This window comes from Nannocystis exedens (assembly GCF_002343915.1).
Taxonomy (GTDB): Bacteria; Myxococcota_A; Polyangia; order Nannocystales; family Nannocystaceae; genus Nannocystis; species Nannocystis exedens.
The window spans coordinates 7,664,871-7,681,714 of the sequence record NZ_NETK01000001.1; the positions used below are offsets into that span (position 1 = coordinate 7,664,871).

General features: G+C 72.5%; 12 protein-coding genes. 4 read left to right on the forward strand and 8 right to left on the reverse strand.

The genetic code is table 11. From position 1 onward, the window contains the following. Positions 1-6 precede the first annotated feature (6 nt). Both NAEX_RS30130 and NAEX_RS30135 read right to left on the reverse strand, forming a co-directional pair. The gene (locus NAEX_RS30130; protein ID WP_143141093.1) at positions 7-1,629 is read right to left on the reverse strand and encodes a S53 family peptidase; all 1,623 of its coding nucleotides are present in this window, start codon (positions 1,627-1,629) and stop codon (positions 7-9) included. A 403-nt stretch (positions 1,630-2,032) separates the two neighbouring features. Next, the gene (locus tag NAEX_RS30135; protein WP_096330931.1) at positions 2,033-3,142 is read right to left on the reverse strand and encodes a dienelactone hydrolase family protein; all 1,110 of its coding nucleotides are present in this window, start codon (positions 3,140-3,142) and stop codon (positions 2,033-2,035) included. Positions 3,143-3,642: 500 nt separating this feature from the next. Here NAEX_RS30135 and NAEX_RS30140 point away from each other — a divergent pair, with 500 nt between their 5' ends. Beyond that, entirely contained in the window at positions 3,643-5,781 is a 2,139-nt protein-coding gene (locus tag NAEX_RS30140) for a beta-propeller domain-containing protein (protein ID WP_096330932.1), read from the forward strand. A gap of 164 nt (positions 5,782-5,945) precedes the next feature. Further along, the gene (locus NAEX_RS30145) at positions 5,946-7,304 is read left to right on the forward strand and encodes an ArnT family glycosyltransferase (RefSeq protein WP_096330933.1); all 1,359 of its coding nucleotides are present in this window, start codon (positions 5,946-5,948) and stop codon (positions 7,302-7,304) included. Between the two features lie 58 nt (positions 7,305-7,362). On the opposite strand, the gene NAEX_RS30150 is transcribed toward NAEX_RS30145, so the two are convergent. The 3 genes from NAEX_RS30150 to NAEX_RS30160 form a co-directional block, all read right to left on the reverse strand. Next, positions 7,363-8,496 (reverse strand): PLL family lectin, encoded by a 1,134-nt coding sequence (locus tag NAEX_RS30150; protein ID WP_096330934.1) that lies wholly within the window; start codon positions 8,494-8,496, stop codon positions 7,363-7,365. A 332-nt stretch (positions 8,497-8,828) separates the two neighbouring features. Further along, on the reverse strand, positions 8,829-9,554 hold the full coding sequence (locus NAEX_RS50900) for a VOC family protein (protein WP_143141092.1): 726 nt from the start codon (positions 9,552-9,554) through the stop codon (positions 8,829-8,831). A 7-nt stretch (positions 9,555-9,561) separates the two neighbouring features. After that, positions 9,562-10,038 (reverse strand): MarR family winged helix-turn-helix transcriptional regulator, encoded by a 477-nt coding sequence (locus tag NAEX_RS30160; RefSeq protein ID WP_096330936.1) that lies wholly within the window; start codon positions 10,036-10,038, stop codon positions 9,562-9,564. Between the two features lie 594 nt (positions 10,039-10,632). On the opposite strand from NAEX_RS30160, the gene NAEX_RS30165 reads away from it, so the two are divergent. After that, on the forward strand, positions 10,633-11,286 hold the full coding sequence (locus tag NAEX_RS30165; RefSeq protein ID WP_143141091.1) for a hypothetical protein: 654 nt from the start codon (positions 10,633-10,635) through the stop codon (positions 11,284-11,286). 290 nt (positions 11,287-11,576) lie between these two features. On the opposite strand, the gene NAEX_RS30170 is transcribed toward NAEX_RS30165, so the two are convergent. Beyond that, positions 11,577-13,097: an alpha/beta hydrolase family protein gene (locus tag NAEX_RS30170; RefSeq protein WP_096330938.1), complete on the reverse strand. Its 1,521-nt coding sequence runs from the start codon at positions 13,095-13,097 to the stop codon at positions 11,577-11,579. A gap of 633 nt (positions 13,098-13,730) precedes the next feature. Between NAEX_RS30170 and NAEX_RS30175 the strand changes: the two genes are divergently transcribed. Further along, positions 13,731-14,120, forward strand: a complete 390-nt coding sequence (locus NAEX_RS30175) for an AgmX/PglI C-terminal domain-containing protein (RefSeq protein ID WP_096330939.1) — start codon at positions 13,731-13,733, stop codon at positions 14,118-14,120. Between the two features lie 32 nt (positions 14,121-14,152). On the opposite strand, the gene NAEX_RS30180 is transcribed toward NAEX_RS30175, so the two are convergent. Together NAEX_RS30180 and NAEX_RS30185 are read right to left on the reverse strand one after the other, a co-directional pair. Further along, positions 14,153-14,836, reverse strand: a complete 684-nt coding sequence (locus NAEX_RS30180; RefSeq protein WP_096330940.1) for a hypothetical protein — start codon at positions 14,834-14,836, stop codon at positions 14,153-14,155. A gap of 285 nt (positions 14,837-15,121) precedes the next feature. Next, entirely contained in the window at positions 15,122-16,792 is a 1,671-nt protein-coding gene (locus NAEX_RS30185; RefSeq protein ID WP_096330941.1) for a hypothetical protein, read from the reverse strand. Positions 16,793-16,844 lie beyond the last annotated feature (52 nt).

The following is a 16,844-nucleotide window of genomic DNA, read 5'->3' on the forward strand; positions in this document are numbered from 1 at the left end:
GGGGCCTCAGGGGATGACCTCGGCGAGGGCGGCGACGTCGGGTGCGCCGAGGCCGGTCGGGTAGTCCCAGCCGACGCCCGCCGGCCAGTACTTGGTGGCGCCCTCGGTGATGTCGCGGAAGGTCGCGCGGGTCGGGCCGTGGAGGTAAATGATCGGGTTGAGGTAGCCGACGCGCGGCTTGCCGTGGGCCTTGCGGTAGCTGTTGATGACCGCGACCATCCCGGCGAACGCCGGCGAGGCGAACGAGGTCCCGCCGTAGTGCTCCCAATTGGTCCAGCGGCGCATCCACATCGGGTTCTCGGGCGAGGACGACAGCGCCAGGTCGCACATCGAGCGGGTCTTGCTGTCGACGTCGGCCATCTGCCAGTACGGCAGCGCGAACGACTTCGACTGGCCCGAGCCGGACTGCGACCACGCCGTCTCCGACTCGATCTCGCCGTCGACGCTGGCGACCAGGTTGGTGCCGCCGACGCAGGTCACGTACGGGCTCGAGCACGGCGTGTCGGGGTTGGCCGAGTCGCCGCTGGCCGACAGCAGGGTCATGCCGAGCGCCGCGCCCATCAGCGCCGATTCGTCGTACTGGTGGCGCAGCGTCTTGGCCTCGGAGTCCTCGCGGTGGGCGAACGACGTCGACAGCACGTCGACCTTGTTGTCGCCGATCGCCTCGTTCCAGGCGAACAGCAGCGCGGTGTTGCGCGCGTCGGGGCCCTCGTAGACGTACGCGTCGGCCCCGGGCGCCAGCGACGTCGACCACTGGGTGTCGAGCACGGTCTCGGTGACGCGCTCGAACACCGGCTCCATCAGGTTGACGCGGGTCGGCAGGGCCCGCTCGATGCCGAACGACTTCCAGAAGATCTGCAGGTCGATCGAATGGTAGGTGCCGGCCCCGACCACGCCGACCGCCGAGCCCTGGCCGGTGTAACCCTGCTCGAACAGCGGGATCATGTTGTAGGCGCCGAAGAACGCCGGCGGGCCGTAGGCCTGGTCGCCCGGGTAATCCTCGTGCACCTCGCCGACCTCCTTGACCAGCGTGCCCGTCTCGGCCGGCAGGTCCGCGGCGGCCAGGCCGTTGGTGCGCTCGGCGACGAATTTGGGCAGGGTGAAGCTGTCCAGCGTGCAATAGACCGGGAATGGGTCGCCGCTGTGCAGCGGGTTCTTGCGCATGCAGATGTGCAGCTCGGTGGCGAAGGCCTCGTTGAAGTCCTTGACCGTGCCGCTGAAGTGGATGAGGAGGCGGTTCTTGGCCTCGAAGTTGATCGTGAAATTGCGCGATTTGAGCCACGCCTTGACGAGCTCGACGTCGGCGCCCAGCGGGGCGTGGTCGGCCATCCATTCGTCGACGCTGAGGTACTTGCGGAACTCGGGGCTGTCGGGGTCGTAGATCCGCGCCACCCGCTCCTCGAGCAGCGCGCGCTGGCGGTTCGGGAAGCCCATCAGCGAGCGGAACCCGTTGTCGAGCGGGGCCGGGCCCTGGTCGTCGTAGACGCCCGGGAGGGGGCTCGGCAGGCCGTCCGGCTTGGGCGTGGGCTCGTGCTCCTCGGGCGGGATGCCGCACAGCGGGTCGGCGCCGCACGGGCCGACCGGGTCGGTCGTGCCCGTGGTCTGCCAGCCGGTGGGGTCGTCGCCCATGGAGCCCGATACCCCTGAATGGGTGGTGGTCGGTAGGGCGGTGGTATCGGTCGCCGGCGCCGCAGTATCGCCGGTCCCGCTGCCCCCGTCGGTCGCGCTGCCGATGCCGGTATCGTCGTTCGGACAGCCGCCGACGACCGCCAGCAGCGTCGCCCAGGACGCAATCCTACGAGTATACGCAACCGTGCTTCCCACACTTGATGGCATACAATGCCCCCCCTGTAACGCCTCCGAGGGTAGGAAAGGCCGCCGATGCGACAAGCAACCTGCGTCACGTCGGCGGCCTCGTGTGCGGTGGCGCGGCTGGAGTGCCGCGTCCCGGGGCGTTGATGGGCTATTGATGCATCTGTCACAAAGGACAGGTGTGCCGTGCGCGTGATGCGCTTCGCGCGGGCGGATGCGCTCAGTTCAAGTGCGAATACAGCTGGTGGAGCGCGACCGAGCGCGCGTGCTTGGCGGCGTCGAAGTTGCCGGGCTCGTTCGCCTCCTTCTCGTCGGAGTCGAAGCCGTGGCCGGCGCGCTCGTAGACCTCGATGTTGTAGCGGTCGTCGACGCCCAGCTCGGCGGCGACCTGCGCCGACTGGATCTCGCGCTCGCCGCTGGCGTCCTTGACCGACTCGTCGACGGTGCAGATCCTCGCCAGCTCGTCGCGCGAGGCGTGGAGCACGTAGAGGTCGGCGGTCGGGAAGTACTTGTTGCGGATGTCGGCGCGCTCGTCGATCTCCTTCGGCAAGAAGCCGTCGGTGCCGCAGCCGGGGTAGTAGGCGACGCCGACCTTGAACTGCGGCCGATCCTCCGGGAGGTCCTTCACCTCGAAGCCGACGATCTCCGGGTCGAGCACGTGATCGCGGTAGTACTCGATCGCGTGATCCATCTGCCAGTGGAGCGCGAGCATGGCCATCGTCGCGCCGTGGGAGAAGCCGAGCACGCCCATGCGCTCGCAGTCGACCTCGTCCATGTCGCAGAGGTATCGCGCGGCCACGTCCATGTCGTAGAGCCGGCTGAGGATCGCCTCGGGCCGCTTGTCGAAGCCCTCGGGGATCCGGTCCTCGTCGGAGTGCATGTCGCAGAAGCCGCGCGCGGTGTAGCTCGACGGCATCAGCACCACGTAGCCGCGCCTGGCGAGATCCTTGCCCCAGCGGTCGTACTGGTCCTCGAGGTCGCGGCTGCACGCGCCGGCGTCGTTGCCGTTCGGCATCTTGTGCAGGCCGCCCGAGCCGTGCATCACCAGCACCGCCGGGCCGGGGCCGACGCCCTTCTTGAACTTCGGCTTGTAGACCCGGGCCGGGAGCGCCAGCCGCTGGGCGTGCTCGTCGGCGGGCAGGACGATGTCGTCGGTGACGAAATCCACCAGCTTCGGGGCGGCCGCCTCGCCGTCGATCTCGACGACGCGGTCGGTATCGTCGTTTTTGCCGGGTTTCGCCGGCTCCGCTCCGTACACGGTCTTTACACCGGTCAAACCGAGCCCAAGCATAGTAGTGGCGGCGAGCGTGAGGATCTTGGTGGATTTCATGCGAGCACCTCTGCCGTCAAGATTTCGTCAACATCAAGATCATGTCAACGCGGCGAGGCGCCCGCTGCGGACTCGGCCGCATTGGCGCTCAATGCACATATGGCGTATGCGACATGTCCTTTAGGACCTGTCTTTATGTTTCTCTGATGTGTTAACAGAACATCAGGGCGCCTCTGAGGCGGCGGACTATGCGCCGACCGGGAGCCCTCCGTGCGCAGGGGGTGAGTAGCCGATTGCGCACCGTGTGTTAACTCGTGAAAAAATCGTCGCAGCGGCGGCGCCGCAGGGTGGCGGCGACGTCCGGGCGCCGGGGTCGCACCACCCCCGGGCGTGACGGCGCGGTCTGGGTCGAAAGCGTCGGCCAGGCCGGCGGAGGCCGCGGGGGGCCGTTGGCACGCGGCGTGCTCAAGGGGCCGCATCGCCGCGGAGACCCCCCCGGCGACCTTGACCTGTCAAAAGCCGCGGCCGTGCCGGCCGCGCTCGCATCGGAGACCTTCCTTATGTCCCGCCCCTTCGCGCTTGCGCTCCCCGCTTTCCTCTTCATCGGCGCCCTCGCCACCGGCTGTTCGGACCGGGACCCGCCCGGCGGCGACCTCGACCCGCGCGTCCTCTACGGCTTCGACGGCTGCGACGACCTGCTCAGCTACACGAAGGGCGAGGCCAAGGGCCTGATCGAGAAGTACGGCAACCTCCACGGCCACGACTACAGCGGCGGCTGGTTCGGCGAACCCGCCGGGGGCGACGGCCTCACCGGCAGCGGCACCGACGGCGGCGGCGAGTCGGGCGGCGACGGCGGCGAGGCCCCGCAAGACGGCGGCGACGACAACGGCGACGGCGGCAACGGCGACGACTACTCCGGCACCAACGTGCAGGAGGCGGGCGTCGACGAGCCCGACATCGTCAAGACCGACGGCGAGCGGATCCTGGCGTTCGCCCGCGGCAAGCTCCACTTCGTCGACGTGTCCGGCGCGTCGCCGACGCTGCGCAGCTCGCTCGAGCTCGGCGCCGACCTGTATGACGCGCAGCTGTTCATGCACGAGGACCGCGCATTGCTGCTGGTCCGCACCTGGCCCCACTACTATGGCGATTGGGACGGCGCGCCGCAGCCGGCGGGCGTCGACCTGCAGCAGTACTTCGGGCCCGACTACTACAACGGCGTCACCCGCCTGATCGAGGTCGACATCTCGAACCCCGACGCGATGAAGATCGTGTCGAACCTCCACATCACCGGCGACCTGGTCAGCGCCCGCATGGTCGACGGCGTCGCCCGCGTGGTCGTGCGCTCGCAGCCGAACGGGCTGAAGCTCAAGGAGCCGTACGAGTTCTTCGACTACGAGGCCTACGAGCAGGGCGGCGCCAGCGAGGCGCTCTACGACCACCTGTGGCAGATCGCCCTGTCGCAGTCCAAGGTGTACAACACCGCGGTCATCGACGGCTCGACGATCGAGAACTGGCTGCCGCGCTATGTCCGCGAGGACCTGTCCCAGGGGCAAGCCTCGATCACCACCGGCGTGCTGCTGGCCTGCGACGACGTCATGCACCCCGGCGTCTACTCCGGCCTGTCGACCCTCGGCGTGCTGACGGTCGACCTCGACGGCCACCTGACCCCGACCGGCGGCGTCGGCGTGTTCTCCCAGGGCGAGACGGTCTACGCCTCGAAGCAGAACCTCTACGTGGCGACGACCCCGTGGAACCCGGCCGACTGGGACCCGGAGGCCTCGGCCGAGGCGCAGGGCCACACCACGTACATCCACAAGTTCGACATCCAGGACCGCTCGCGCGCCGCGTACGTCGCGTCGGGCTCGGTGCGCGGCTGGCTGCTCAGCCAGTGGGCGATGTCGGAGTACGAGGGCGACCTGCGGGTGGCCAGCACCGACAGCCTCGGCTGGGACACGGAGACCTCGGAGAGCTTCGTCAGCGTGCTGCGCCAGGAGGGCGACGAGCTGCAGCAGATCGGCCAGGTCGGCGGCCTCGGCAAGACCGAGCAGATCCACGGCGTGCGCTTCATCGGCGACAAGGGCTACGTGGTCACGTTCCGCCAGACCGACCCGCTGTACACCGTCGACGTCAGCGACCCGACCCAGCCCGTCGTCGCCGGTGAGCTGAAGATCCCCGGCTTCTCGGCCTACCTGCACCCCGTGGGCGAGGACCTGCTGCTCGGCGTCGGCCGCGACGGCACCGAGGAGGGCCAGCTGCTCGGCCTCCAGCTCGCGCTGTTCGACGTGTCCGACGACGCCGCGCCGAAGCAGCTGCACAAGACGGCGATCGGCTCCGAGTGGGGCTGGTCCGAGGCGCTGTTCGACCACAAGGCGTTCCTGTGGTGGGGCAAGACGGGCCTGGCGATGCTGCCGCTCGAGTGGTCGAGCCACGACGACAACCTCGGCTACACCTGGGAGCAGGGCGCGTTCGGCTTCCGCGTCGACGCGGAGGACGGCATCTCGCTGGTCGGCGAGATCCAGCACCCCGAGCCGGTGGTCGACGAGTGCTGGGACGAGTACTACGGCTGCTACTACTCGCCGATGCTGCGCCGCTCGATCGTCATCGGCGAGCAGGTGTTCACGCTGTCCGACGTCGGCCTCAAGGCCAGCGCGCTCGCCGACCTGAGCGACGCGCACTGGGTCGAGTTCCCGCAGCACTGAGCGCGTTCGCCGGCTCGCGGGCGTCCCGTCGCGGGGGCGCCCGTGAGGCTGCGCAATTCGTGTCGGGCGCGCCCGCGCCCGCGTCGCCGCCGGGGCGTCCGAGCCCCGCCTGCGCCTCCCCGCAGCGTGCGGAACGCTGCTACTCTCCGCCCCCTCCGGTTCCCGTGCAACGCGCTCTCGACTGGCTCTACCGCAACCGCTGGCCGCTCGTCATCGTGCTCGGCGCCCTCCTCGTCCGCCTGCACTGGAACCTGCTGGTCCACCCGCTCGGCGACTATGTCTCTTCGGACATGAAGGGCTACGTCTCGCGGGCCGACCAGATGATCGACAAGTTCGGCGCGCCCAACGAGTACCACGCGTTCTTCCCCTACGGGACGCACTTCCTGCTGGCGCTGGTCAAGGCGCTGTTCGGCAAGGACAACTTCACCGCGATCGGCGTGGCCTACGCGCTGATGGGCACCGGCATCGTCTACTTCGCCTACCGGGTCGCCGAGCGCATCAGCCCGCGCAAGTGGGTGCCGCCGCTGCTCGGGACGCTGCTGGTGTTCTACTACCCGCTGATCTCGCTCGGCGGCTACACGCTGAGCGAGATCCCGTTCGGCGTGTTCATGATGGCGTCGATGTTCTACCTGGTGCGCCTGGTGCAGGAGGGGCGCACCCGCGACGCCTGGCTGACCGGCGTGACCGCGGCGCTGGCGACGGCCTGCCGGCCGCAGATCCTGCTGTCGATCGCGCTGTTCGGCCTGGTCTGGCTGGTCTACCGCAAGGCCCTGCCGAAGGTGCGCTGGCGCCACCTGGTGTACGCCGGCATCCCGCTGATCGCGGTGCTCGGGTTCTCGGCCGCGCGCATGTACCACCACACGGGCCGCGTCGGCCTCGTCAGCGAGAACGGCAAGTTCAACCAGCTGTTCGGCCGCTGCCACAACAAGAAGGCCACCGCGACCCCGACCCAGCCCGGGCGCGGCAAGATCCGCTTCGGCCCGCCGCCGCTGATCCAGCTCGAGAAGCGGGCCAAGACGGCGCCGCGCTCGTGGGTCCAGCTCGAGCCCGCGCTCGGGCCGGAGCTCGAGTACCGCGGCTACATCGCCGACGCCGCCGCCCTCGACGCGCTGATGGCCAAGTGCATCCGCAAGACCGGGTTCCTGGGCCAGGTCAAGTACGCGATCGTCAACGTGCTGCTGCTCGCCGGCTACAACACGCCGTGGCCGGACTCCGGCCGCGACCTGTGGCGCCCGCGCGCGATCTGGTGGCAGGGGCTGTACACCACCTTCGTCGCCCTGCCGGTCGTGCTCGGCCTCGTCACCCTGTTCATGCGCCGCACGATCGCCAGCTACGGCCTCATCGCCCTGCACGTGCTGGCGCTGATGATCACCGCCGCGATCTACTTCGGCGACACCCGCCTGCGCGCGCCCTACGACCCGCTCCTGCTGCTGCTCGCGCTCGAGGTCTACATCTTCGCCGGCACCTGGCTGTGGCGCCGCGGCAAGCCGCTGTGGGACCGCTGGCGCGCTCGCCGGGCTTGATGTCCAAAAAGGGCATGTTTGTCGGGCCATGTCCGTACGGACATGGCCCGAAGTGTTTTTACCAGCAGCAGCCGGGCCGCGCCTGCCAGCGGTGCCACAGCGCGTCGTCGGTGCCGCGGACGAACGCCTCGAGGCGGCCGTCCTGGTTGGCGGCGATCGCCGGCGGGTCGTTGAAGCGGCCGCCGAGCGAGGTCCACGGCGACCAGCTGCCACCCGGGGTGACCTGGCCGATCCGCCACAGCGCGAAGTCGAGGCCGCGCGTGAACACCTCGAGCCGGCCGTCGGGGGCGGTGATCGCCACCGGATCGCCGGGCGCGCCGCCGAGCGAGGCCCACGGCGACCACGGGCCTGCCGGGGCGGTCTGCCAGCGGTGGAGCAGGTCGCCGGTCGCGCCCTGGACGAACACCTCGAGGCGGCCGTCGCGGTTGCGGGCGACCGCGGGCGCGCCGTAGAAGCGCCCGCCGAGCGCGGTCCAGTCGCCCCACGCGCCATCGACGGCGAGCTGACGGCGCTGCAGCAGCTCGCCGTCGTCGCTGCGGGCGAACAGGACGAGGCGACCGTCGCCCTCGCGCGCGGCGGTGAAGGGCCCGACGGCGCCGGCGAGCGCTTGCCAGGTGCTCCACGCCGGGCCGGGCAGCTCGCGCAGGTGGTGGACCGAGCGGTCGGGGGCGCGGACGAAGAGCTCGAGGTGCCCGTCGAGCCCGCGCGCGACCACGGGCCGATCGCCGGGGTGGAGCCGCCCGCCCAGCCGGGTCCACGCCGGCCAGTCGTGCTTCGGCCCGGCCTGCCGCAGGTACCACAGCGCGCCGTCGCTGCCGCGCGCGAACAGGTCGAGGCGACCGTCGCCGTCCTCGCCGACGACCGCGCCGCCGGCCAGCCGACCGCCGAGCGAGGACCACTCCGACCAGCCGCTGTTCGGCGCGACCTGATGGATGTGCCACAGGGCGCCGTCGCGGCCGCGCACGAACACCTCGATGCGGCCGTCGGCGCCGAGGGTGGCGGCCGGTTCGGCGATCGCTCCGCCGAGCGAGTGCCAGGCGGGGAGGCCGGCCTCCGGCGCGGGATCGTCGTCGTCGTACGGCTGCACCGTCGGCGGGTACTCGTCGTCGCGCGGGGCGATCGTGTCGGCCGATGGGCCGCAGGCGGCGAGCAGACCGACGAGCGCGAGCGACGGGGAGTAGAGGCGCGCCACGGGATGCAGGATGGCGGGCGAGGGCCGGGCCCGCGGGCCCGCGCGGGCGAGCCCGGCTCGCGGACGGACGCGCACGGAGGAGGCCGCTGGCCGGCGAGGTCGGCGCCGCGGGGCTACGGGGGCGCGCTGCGGGTGGCGCCGGTGAGGAGCAGAGGGAGATGTTTTGAAGACAGCAGGACTCCGGGCTGCGCGGCGCTCGCGCTGCGGCGGCCCGCGCCCGATCGGACGGGGCATGTCCCGAGGGACAGCATCAGGCCGCGAAGCTGGAGCGCGGCCGCGCGAGCTGCGGCGGCTCGGCGCGGGATCGGATAAACATGTCCCCAGGGACAGGATCACTCCTGCGAGCGCTGGAGCGCGCGGGCCCGCTCGAGCTCCGCGGCCAGCTCGTCGCGCTGTGCCGCGGACAGCGGCAGCGCGGCGAGCTCGGCGCCGAGGGCGTCGGCGCGGGCCGGGTCGGCGAGGGTGACGGCCAGCTCGATGCGGGCGGCGAGGGCCCGGGCGCGCTCGAGGGGGTCGCCGGGCTCGGGGCGGGCGAGGGCCAGGTCGAGGACGCGGGCGGCGGCCTCGTCGTCATTTTTGAAGTCTCGCAGGCGCGCGGCGAAGCGGACCCCGTGGGCCAGCCGCGACTCGCCGGGCCGGCGCTTGACGGCCTCGAGCGCGTCCTCGTCCTCGCTGCCGCCGGCGTCCTTTTTGACAAAAATCAGCGAGTTGCCGGCGACGTCGACGATGGTGAAGCGGGTCTGCCCGGGCTTCATGCGGGTGATCCGCGGGATCCCGGCGATCGGCAGCTTGCCGTAGCCGCCGCGCAGCGCGTCGGCGAAGGTCGCGTGCAGCTGTTCGACCTCGTCGACCATCACCAGGCACGTGCTGTAGGCGTCCTTCGGGTCGAGCTCCTTGAGGCCCATGAAGTGGATTTCCATGCCGCCGCGGCGGGTGGCCGCGTAGACGTAGGGTTTGGTCTGCTCGTAGGTGACCTCGAAGCCGAGCAGGCGGTAGAAGTCGAGGGTGGCGGGGAGCGACACGCTCGGGAGCACGGGGATCATCGTCTCGGACGACATGCGGTCTCTAGTCCTTTCGGCGGCGGCGAGGGCCGCGCGGCGGCGGTGATTGCAGGAGGACGTTGGCGTCGCGCAGGGCGGCGACGGTGGCTCGCAAGGCGCGGAGGTCGACCCGCGCGGCGAGGGCCTCGACCCACAGGGCGTGCCGCGCCTCGACGGCGCGCAGCGCCCGACGCCCGGCCGCGGTCAGGGCGATCCGCCGGGCCCGGCGATCGTCGGGGTCGTCGACGAACACGACGAAGCCGTCGCGCGCCAGGGCGTCCGCGGTCTGCTGCACGCTCTGGCGCCGCAGACCCATGGTCCGCGCGACCTGGGCGACCGTCACCGGCCCGTGATCGGCGACCCCGAGCACCTGCCAGCGCGCGCTCGTGAGGCCCGAGGGGGCGGCCAGCCGGTCGCCCGCTTCGAGCAGCAGACCGTTGAGCCGGAACACCTCGAGGATGAGGTCGGTGAAGGCCCGCCCCGCTTCCGTCCATCGCGCCACGGCAGGGACTTTGTCGCGATCGACAGGTACCTGTCAAATTTAAAAAACGAGGGCGGCCGGCGGCAGCGACGAGAGGAGCACGCGCGGGGCGATCGCGGGAGCTGCGAGCCATACCGAGGCACGCCCACGTGCGCGCTGTAGGGTCGCCATGGGTCGCACTCACGCGGCGCGCGGCAGTTCGCGGCGGGAACGAGGTTCCTCGGGCGCGGGCGACCGGTCGGACGGCCGGCGCGCGGGACCGATGCGGCGAGGCGCCGGGGCGTTCGGCGCGATGCTGCTGGTCCGCGCGCCGTGAATCGAGCGGAGCGGTGATGCTGCCGCGTGCATGAACATGTTCTTATAGACATGTTCAAAAGAACGTGTTTGGCGAGGCATGGACGATGACCCCGCGCGTCGCCGGTTCAGGGGCCAGGCCGGAACTGCGTCGATGTCGGTCCAGGACGACGCGCAAGTCCGGTAGGGCTCCCGGTCGTCGCCGCCCCGGGCGCGGCGTGGGGCCGTCCTGGTGACCTTCGATGCCGCTTCGATGGGGCTCGCGCCGGCGCGGCGAGGTCGGACTCGCCGAAGGTTCCGGCGTGGTGCATGCTGTCGAGCATGAACTACTTGGGTGTATTGCTCGCGGTGGGTGTTCAGGGCGCGCCGACACCGGAGGGGCCGCAGCCGCAGGCCGTGGCGCCCGCGTCGGGAGCGGCGCAGTCGCAGGTCGTGGCGACGGCGCCGGCCCCGGAGGGCGGCGACGAGGGGATACGGCTGGCGCGCTATTTCGCCGGCGAGCAGGACTACGCGGGGCGCCTGGGACGGGCGCTGGGGCAGGATCTGAGCGGGTACTGGGCCGACTATCAGGAAGACCAGAAGGACCGGGCCGAGGAGCGCGCCGAGGGCGACGACGACGAGGACAGCGAGCTCCAGAGCTTCGCGCAGTACATGGACGACCGGTATCGCCGGCGGCTGAAGCTCGGGGGCATCCTCCTCGGCGTCGGCTTCGCGCCGCTCGGGGCCGGGCTCTACATCGGCCTCACGCTCGGCGAGGGCGGCGAGGCCGGGCTGGCGATCGCGGGCATCGGCGGGGCGCTCATCGTCACCGGCGCGGTGCTGCTCGGCGTCCGCGGGGCGCAGCTGCGACGCCTCCGCGACGTCCAGGCCGGACTCGGGCTGGGCCCGAGCGCGCGGCTGCGCTGGCGAGGGCTCGCGCCGCTGCACGACCCGCAGCTCCGCACGTACGGGGCGAGCATCGGGTTCGCGTTCTGAGCGGCGCGCCCGGCCGACGCTGGTGTGGGGGCAGGGAGCCGGCGAGCGAGACCCGGCCCGCGTGGGCGGGCGCGGCGGGACGATCCTGCACCGGCGTAACTCGGGACATGTCCCTGGGGATATGTCGATGGCGCAGCCCCCTGCGCTATCGCGCGGGCCAGCGCTCGCGCAGCCAGCCGGTCACCTCGTCGAGGGCCGCGGTGCCATCGCCCCTCCGAGAGCCGAGCTCGGCGGGCGATCCGGTCCTTTCAGACATGTCCCAATGGACATGTCGAAGGCGGCGCGCCACGTCATTGCGCGGGCCAGCGCGCGCGCAGCCAGCCGGTCACCTCGTCGAGCGCCTCGGGGGCCATCGTCTCCTCGATGTCGCCGTACTCGGCGGGCGAGCCGGTCTTCGCGTGCTGGAACAGGTGGTTGAGCCCGGGCAGCGCCTTGACGGTGGCCTCTTTGTTGCCGGCCTTGGCCAGCGCCTGCTCGAGCTCGGGGATGTTGCTGTCGGCCGGCACCTGGAGGTCGAGCGCGCCGATCAGCGCCAGCACCGGCGTCTTCTTCAGCTTGCGCAGGTCGGCGCGCGGGTCGGCCTTGAGGAAGTCGTGGAACCACGGGGTGTCGAGCGACGACAGCGAGGCGCCGACCAGCGCCTCGACCTGCTCCGGCGTCGCGCCCTCGGTCTGCAGGGTCACGAGCTTGCGCAGGATCGGCTCGAGGTCGGCGCGCTTCTTCTTGGCGGCCACGCCGTCGAGCAGCTGCTTCTGCAGCACCACCTGGGCGTCGATGTCGGCCTGGGCCACGCCGCGGGCGCGGGTCAGGGCGACGAGCTGCTGGACGAGGATCTCCTTGCCGGGCACGCCCGGGCCGGCCAGCATCACGATCGCGCCGACGCGCTTGTCGGCCCCGGCGGTCTTCGCCGCGATCATCGCCCCCTCGCTGTGGCCGATGAGCCCGAGCCTGGTCTTGTCGACCTCGGGCTGCTGGGCCAGCCAGTCGAGCGCGCCGCGGGCGTCGCCGACGAGGTCGAGCTGGGTCGCCCTGTCGAGGTCGCCCTTCGAGCCGCCGACGCCGCGATCGTCGAAGCGGAGCACCGCGAAGCCGGCGCGGGTGAGGTGGTCGGCGAGGACGAAGAACGGGCGGTGGCCCATCAGCGCCTCGTCGCGGTCCTGCGCGCCCGAGCCGGTCAGCAGGACGACGGCCGGGAACGGACCTGGCCCTTCGGGCAGGGTGAAGCTGCCGGCCAGCGCGACCTTGTCCTTGGCCGCGCTGACGAACGCCGCCTCGCGGGTGACGTACGGGAACGGCGGCTTCGGCTCCTGCGGCCGCTTCGGCGCCACGTCGGCGGTCTCGCCGGGCTTCAGCTTGCGGGCGGTGGCGGGCAGGCTGCGGCCGGCCTGGCTCAGGCTGCCCTTGACGTCGTCGGCCCCGTGCTCGCGGTCGAAGCTGAAGATCGCCCACTGGTTCTCCGGCGCGCCGGGCGGGGCCAGCACGAAGTCGAGCCCGTCGGCGGCGACGCGCACGTCCTGCAGCGGGAAGTCCTTGACGCTCTGCGCCGGGATGTCGAGCCGCCCGCTCCACGCGGCCTTCGGATCGTCGGGCCGCGGCGGATCGAGGCGGGCGATGAACCGCAGCTTGCCGTCGCCCGGCAGCTCGACCGCGCCGATCCACGTCTCCGGGCCGCTGGCCGCCGGGGCGGGCGCAGGCGCCGGGGCAGGCGCCGCGGCGGCCGGCTCGGGCTGGGCCGGCGGCGGGCTGGTCTTACAGCCAGGTACCAAGAGACAGAGCGCAACGGACAGGGCGATTCGGACAGGTTGCTTCATCGGATCTCGGCGCTGCGTCGTCGGCGCCCTGTCGCCTTCATACCCCGGCCCTCGCGCGGTTGTCGAGGCCGGCCGCGCGCTCGCGCGTCGCCCGGCTGTGCGAGAGGACAGGTCAGATCCGACAGATGTTTCCGGGCAGGCACGCGCACTCGCGGGCCACGGTGAGCGTGACGGCGCCGCGGTGGGGACGCCGACGCGAGAGCCGGCGAAGCTCACACGGCGGGTCCGTCTGCCGGCGACTCGCGCAGGGCTCGGCCGAAACTCTCGGGCCGAGATGGCGGCGAGCGAGCGGCTCGCTGCCGACGCCGGACGAAGCCGAGGCCGGGGGGCAGCTTCGACGGGCCGACGAGGTCGCGCCGCGGGGTGCGGAGAAGGAGGAGCCGCGGCCGATGAGGTGGCGCGCGCGGGACCGTCTCGTCTTGCGCTGGCGAGGACCCGAGGCAGCCGCAGCTTCGATGGGCCGACGAAGTCGCGTCGTGGAGCCGTGAAGAAGGAAGAGCCGCAGCGGTGACGGCCGTGCGGGGGGTCCGGACCTCATGGGCCGGCGAGGGCCCGGAGATCGCCGCGCGGAAGAGCCGCGCGAGGCCGTGACGAATTTCGGGAACCTCCGGCGCGGGCGTCCGTGCCACGGGCATGCGAAAGAACATCAGCGAGATCCTCCTCGGTCTCTCGGCCGCGCTGTGCGTGGCCTGTTTCGGCGCGCAAGCGGCCCAGGGCTCGCTCGACGACGACCTGATCCGCCGGGTCGTGCGCGCCCACGGCCCCGAGATCGAGGCGTGCTACGCGGCGGCGCTCGAGCGCGACGCGCAGGCCAACGGGGTCGTGCTCGTCGCGTTCACGATCGGGACCGCGGGCGAGGTGACGGCGACGAAGGTCGAGTCCAGCGACATCGGTGACCAGACGCTGCACGCTTGCATGCGCGAGGCGGTGGGCGGGTGGCTGTTCCCGCGGCCCGAGGGCGGCTCGGTCGAGGTGGACTACCCGTTCGTGCTCGTCCCGCAGCTGCTCGAGCGACGGCCCTGAAACGACTCGCGCCATGCGAGCCCGCGCGCAGGCTAGACGTGCTCGACGAAGCCGAGCTCCGGCGCCGCGATCACCGGGACCAGGTGGTCCTCGACGCGGCGGGCCGGCAGGCGGCGCGGGTCGACGCTCACGACCCCGAGCCACGCGTCGCCGGCGCCTGCGAGCGCGGGCGGGACGCGCAGCGGCGCGGTCTGGTTGGGGTCGCGCAGCATCGCCGCGACCGCGGCCTGATCGGCGGGCGGGGTCGCGGCGTCTTGCAGGGCCAGCAGCGCCCTGGCCACCCCGTGGAGGTAGGGCGCGTCGAAGCGGTGCGGCGCGTCGACGGCGAACACCACCAGCGCCGGATACGGCACGTCGCCCGGCTCGAACAGGGCCGGGTCGGCCCGCAGCACGCGGCCGAGCGCCAGCGGGCCCTCGGTCAGCGCCTTGTAGCGGGCCGGGCCGCTGCGGGTCTGGGCGGCCGCGCTGAGCACGAAGCCGGCGATCAGCATCCCGGCGAACACCGCCATGAAGCCCATGCCGACGAAGCCCAGGTAGCCGAGCACGCCCGACACCAGGATGCCGAGCGCGCCGAGGCCCGAGACCGCGTCGCCGAGGCAGCCGCGGTCGCCGCGGGCCATCCGCTGCAGGTCGTCGTCGAGGGTCCGCGGGGTGGCCTCGTAGCGGCGCCGGGTCTCGGCCAGGGCGAAGGAGCGCGGGAGCGGGTTGGCGGCCATGGCCGATCGGACCTGTCTCGAAGTGCCTGTCTCGAATGACCTGTGCGAAGAGACCTGCCCGTTCGGCCCTGTGCCGAGCGACAGGCGCCCCTCGGCCTGCGGCGGCGGGGCGGGAGACCGGACCCGGGCGCGAGGCTCGAGGTCCGGTCGGAGAGGGCGCGCACGCGGGAGCGGTCGGAGTCGCTGGGGCGAGCGTCGGACCCGAGGGCCCGGGAGCGGGAGGACGCGGTCGAGAGAGCAGCGTCGCGTGCGCCCGCGGAGGCTCGCACGCGACGCTGCGGCTCGTCAATCCGAAGTCGCCACCCGGGCCTCGTCGTCCGCCGCCGGCTCCTCGTCGGTCAACGGCTCGTCATCGTCGGCGTGCGCGCCGTCGTCGGGCGCGCCGTCGTCGGGCGCGCCGTCGTCGGGCGCGCCGTCGTCGTGCGCGGCCGGCTCGGGGTCGTCGGCGAGGAGCTCGTCGCCGTCGTCCTCGGGCGCCTCGGTGTCCTCCGGCGAGATCTCGAGCTCGGCGGCGGGCTCGGCGGCGGGCTCCTCGGGGGGAGCCAGGCCGCGCTCACGCTTGCACTTGAGGCACATGCGGTCGGGCGCGAGCTCGCCGTCGGGCACGTGCATCAGCTTCTGGCCCGGCATGTAGACCCAGGTGCCGCCGCACGCCGGGACCACGCACGGCATGATCTCGGCGCCCTCGGGCAGGCCGGCCTCCTCGATCGTCTTGGCGAACTCGCCCTTGGCGCACTCGTCGCACAGCTTGAGCGGGTCCTGCAGCCGACCGGCCAGGAAGGCCTGCAGCTGGGCGCCGGTCTTGTACATCCACACCGACTCGCAGCCGGGCCGGCCGCAGCGGATCTCCCGGTCGGGGTGCTTGCGGCAGAACTCGCGGCAGGTCTCGCACATGCGCTTCGGCGCCGGCGGGTCGAAGTCGACGTCGTCGCTGCCCGACTGCACCCACGCCCGCAGCTGACCGGCGCGGTCCCACGTCCACGTGCGCACGCAGCCGTGCACCTTGCACGGGACCTCGCGCGCGACCAGGCGCCCGAGCTTCTGCGCGCACAGGCCACACATGCGCTGCGGCGGGCCCTCCGGGTCCGGCACGGCGCGCATGTGCTGCTTGCGCCGGCGCCGGCGCTTCTTGCCCGGCCCGGCCTTGCCGGCCTCACCGGCCTCGGAGGCCTCGCCGCCCGCGGGCGTCGCCGCGGCCTCGTCGGTCGCCGGGGCGGTGGCCTCGGCGAGCGGCGCGGCGGTCTCGTTGGCTGTCTCTGCGGACAGGTCCGAAGGGGCAGGCTCGGCGGCGACCGCCGCGGCCTCGGCGGCCGACTCGTGGGCGCGGGCCTCGAGCGCGCGGGCGCGGGCCCGCTGGCGCAGGACCCACAGGCGGTGGCGCAGCTGGGCGTCGCGCGACCAGATCCACTTGCGCCGGCAGCCCTCGACCTTGCACGGCATCTCGGCGTCGTGGGTGTCGCGCTCGGCGGCCACGCACTCGTTGCACAGGCGGGCCGGCTTCCTCAGCTTGCCGTGGCGCTGCAGCTCGGCGAGCTGGGCCCCGCGCTTCCACAGCCAGGTGTTGGGGCAGCCGGGGGTGCGGCAGTGGACCTCGCGGTCGGCGAGCTCGCTGAACTGCGCGAGGTGCTGGTCGCACATCCGCTCGGGCGGCTTCTGGCCGAAGCCGCGGATCTGCTGGGCGGCGAACCACGTCCAGGTGTTCTCGCAGCCGGCGATCCGGCACGGCATCTCCTTGTCCTGGACGGCGCTGAACAGCGAGGCGGTCAGCGGCGACGAGGTGTCGCGCCGCGGCGGCGGTGCGCCGCGTCGGTCGTCGCGACGGTCGCCGCGCGGGCCGTCGTCGCGCCGCGGGCGGTCGCCCTGGCGCCGCTCGCCACGCTCGCCGTCGCGCGGCGGGCGAGCCTCGGCTCCACCCTCGCGCGGCGGGCGAGCCTCGGCTCCAGCCGCGCCGCTCACCGCCGACTCGCCACCCTCGCGCGGACCCCTGCCGCGCTCTCGCCTCGAGCGG

Bases quoted from the DNA above. Each gene is read 5' to 3' on its own strand.
- NAEX_RS30130 (WP_143141093.1), bottom strand. From the start codon at position 1,629: ATGGGCGACGACCCCACCGGCTGGCAGACCACGGGCACGACCGACCCG.
- NAEX_RS30135 (WP_096330931.1), bottom strand. From the start codon at position 3,142: ATGAAATCCACCAAGATCCTCACGCTCGCCGCCACTACTATGCTTGGG.
- NAEX_RS30140 (WP_096330932.1), top strand. From the start codon at position 3,643: ATGTCCCGCCCCTTCGCGCTTGCGCTCCCCGCTTTCCTCTTCATCGGC.
- NAEX_RS50900 (WP_143141092.1), bottom strand. From the start codon at position 9,554: ATGTCGTCCGAGACGATGATCCCCGTGCTCCCGAGCGTGTCGCTCCCC.
- NAEX_RS30165 (WP_143141091.1), top strand. From the start codon at position 10,633: ATGAACTACTTGGGTGTATTGCTCGCGGTGGGTGTTCAGGGCGCGCCG.
- NAEX_RS30170 (WP_096330938.1), bottom strand. From the start codon at position 13,097: ATGAAGCAACCTGTCCGAATCGCCCTGTCCGTTGCGCTCTGTCTCTTG.
- NAEX_RS30175 (WP_096330939.1), top strand. From the start codon at position 13,731: ATGCGAAAGAACATCAGCGAGATCCTCCTCGGTCTCTCGGCCGCGCTG.
- NAEX_RS30180 (WP_096330940.1), bottom strand. From the start codon at position 14,836: ATGGCCGCCAACCCGCTCCCGCGCTCCTTCGCCCTGGCCGAGACCCGG.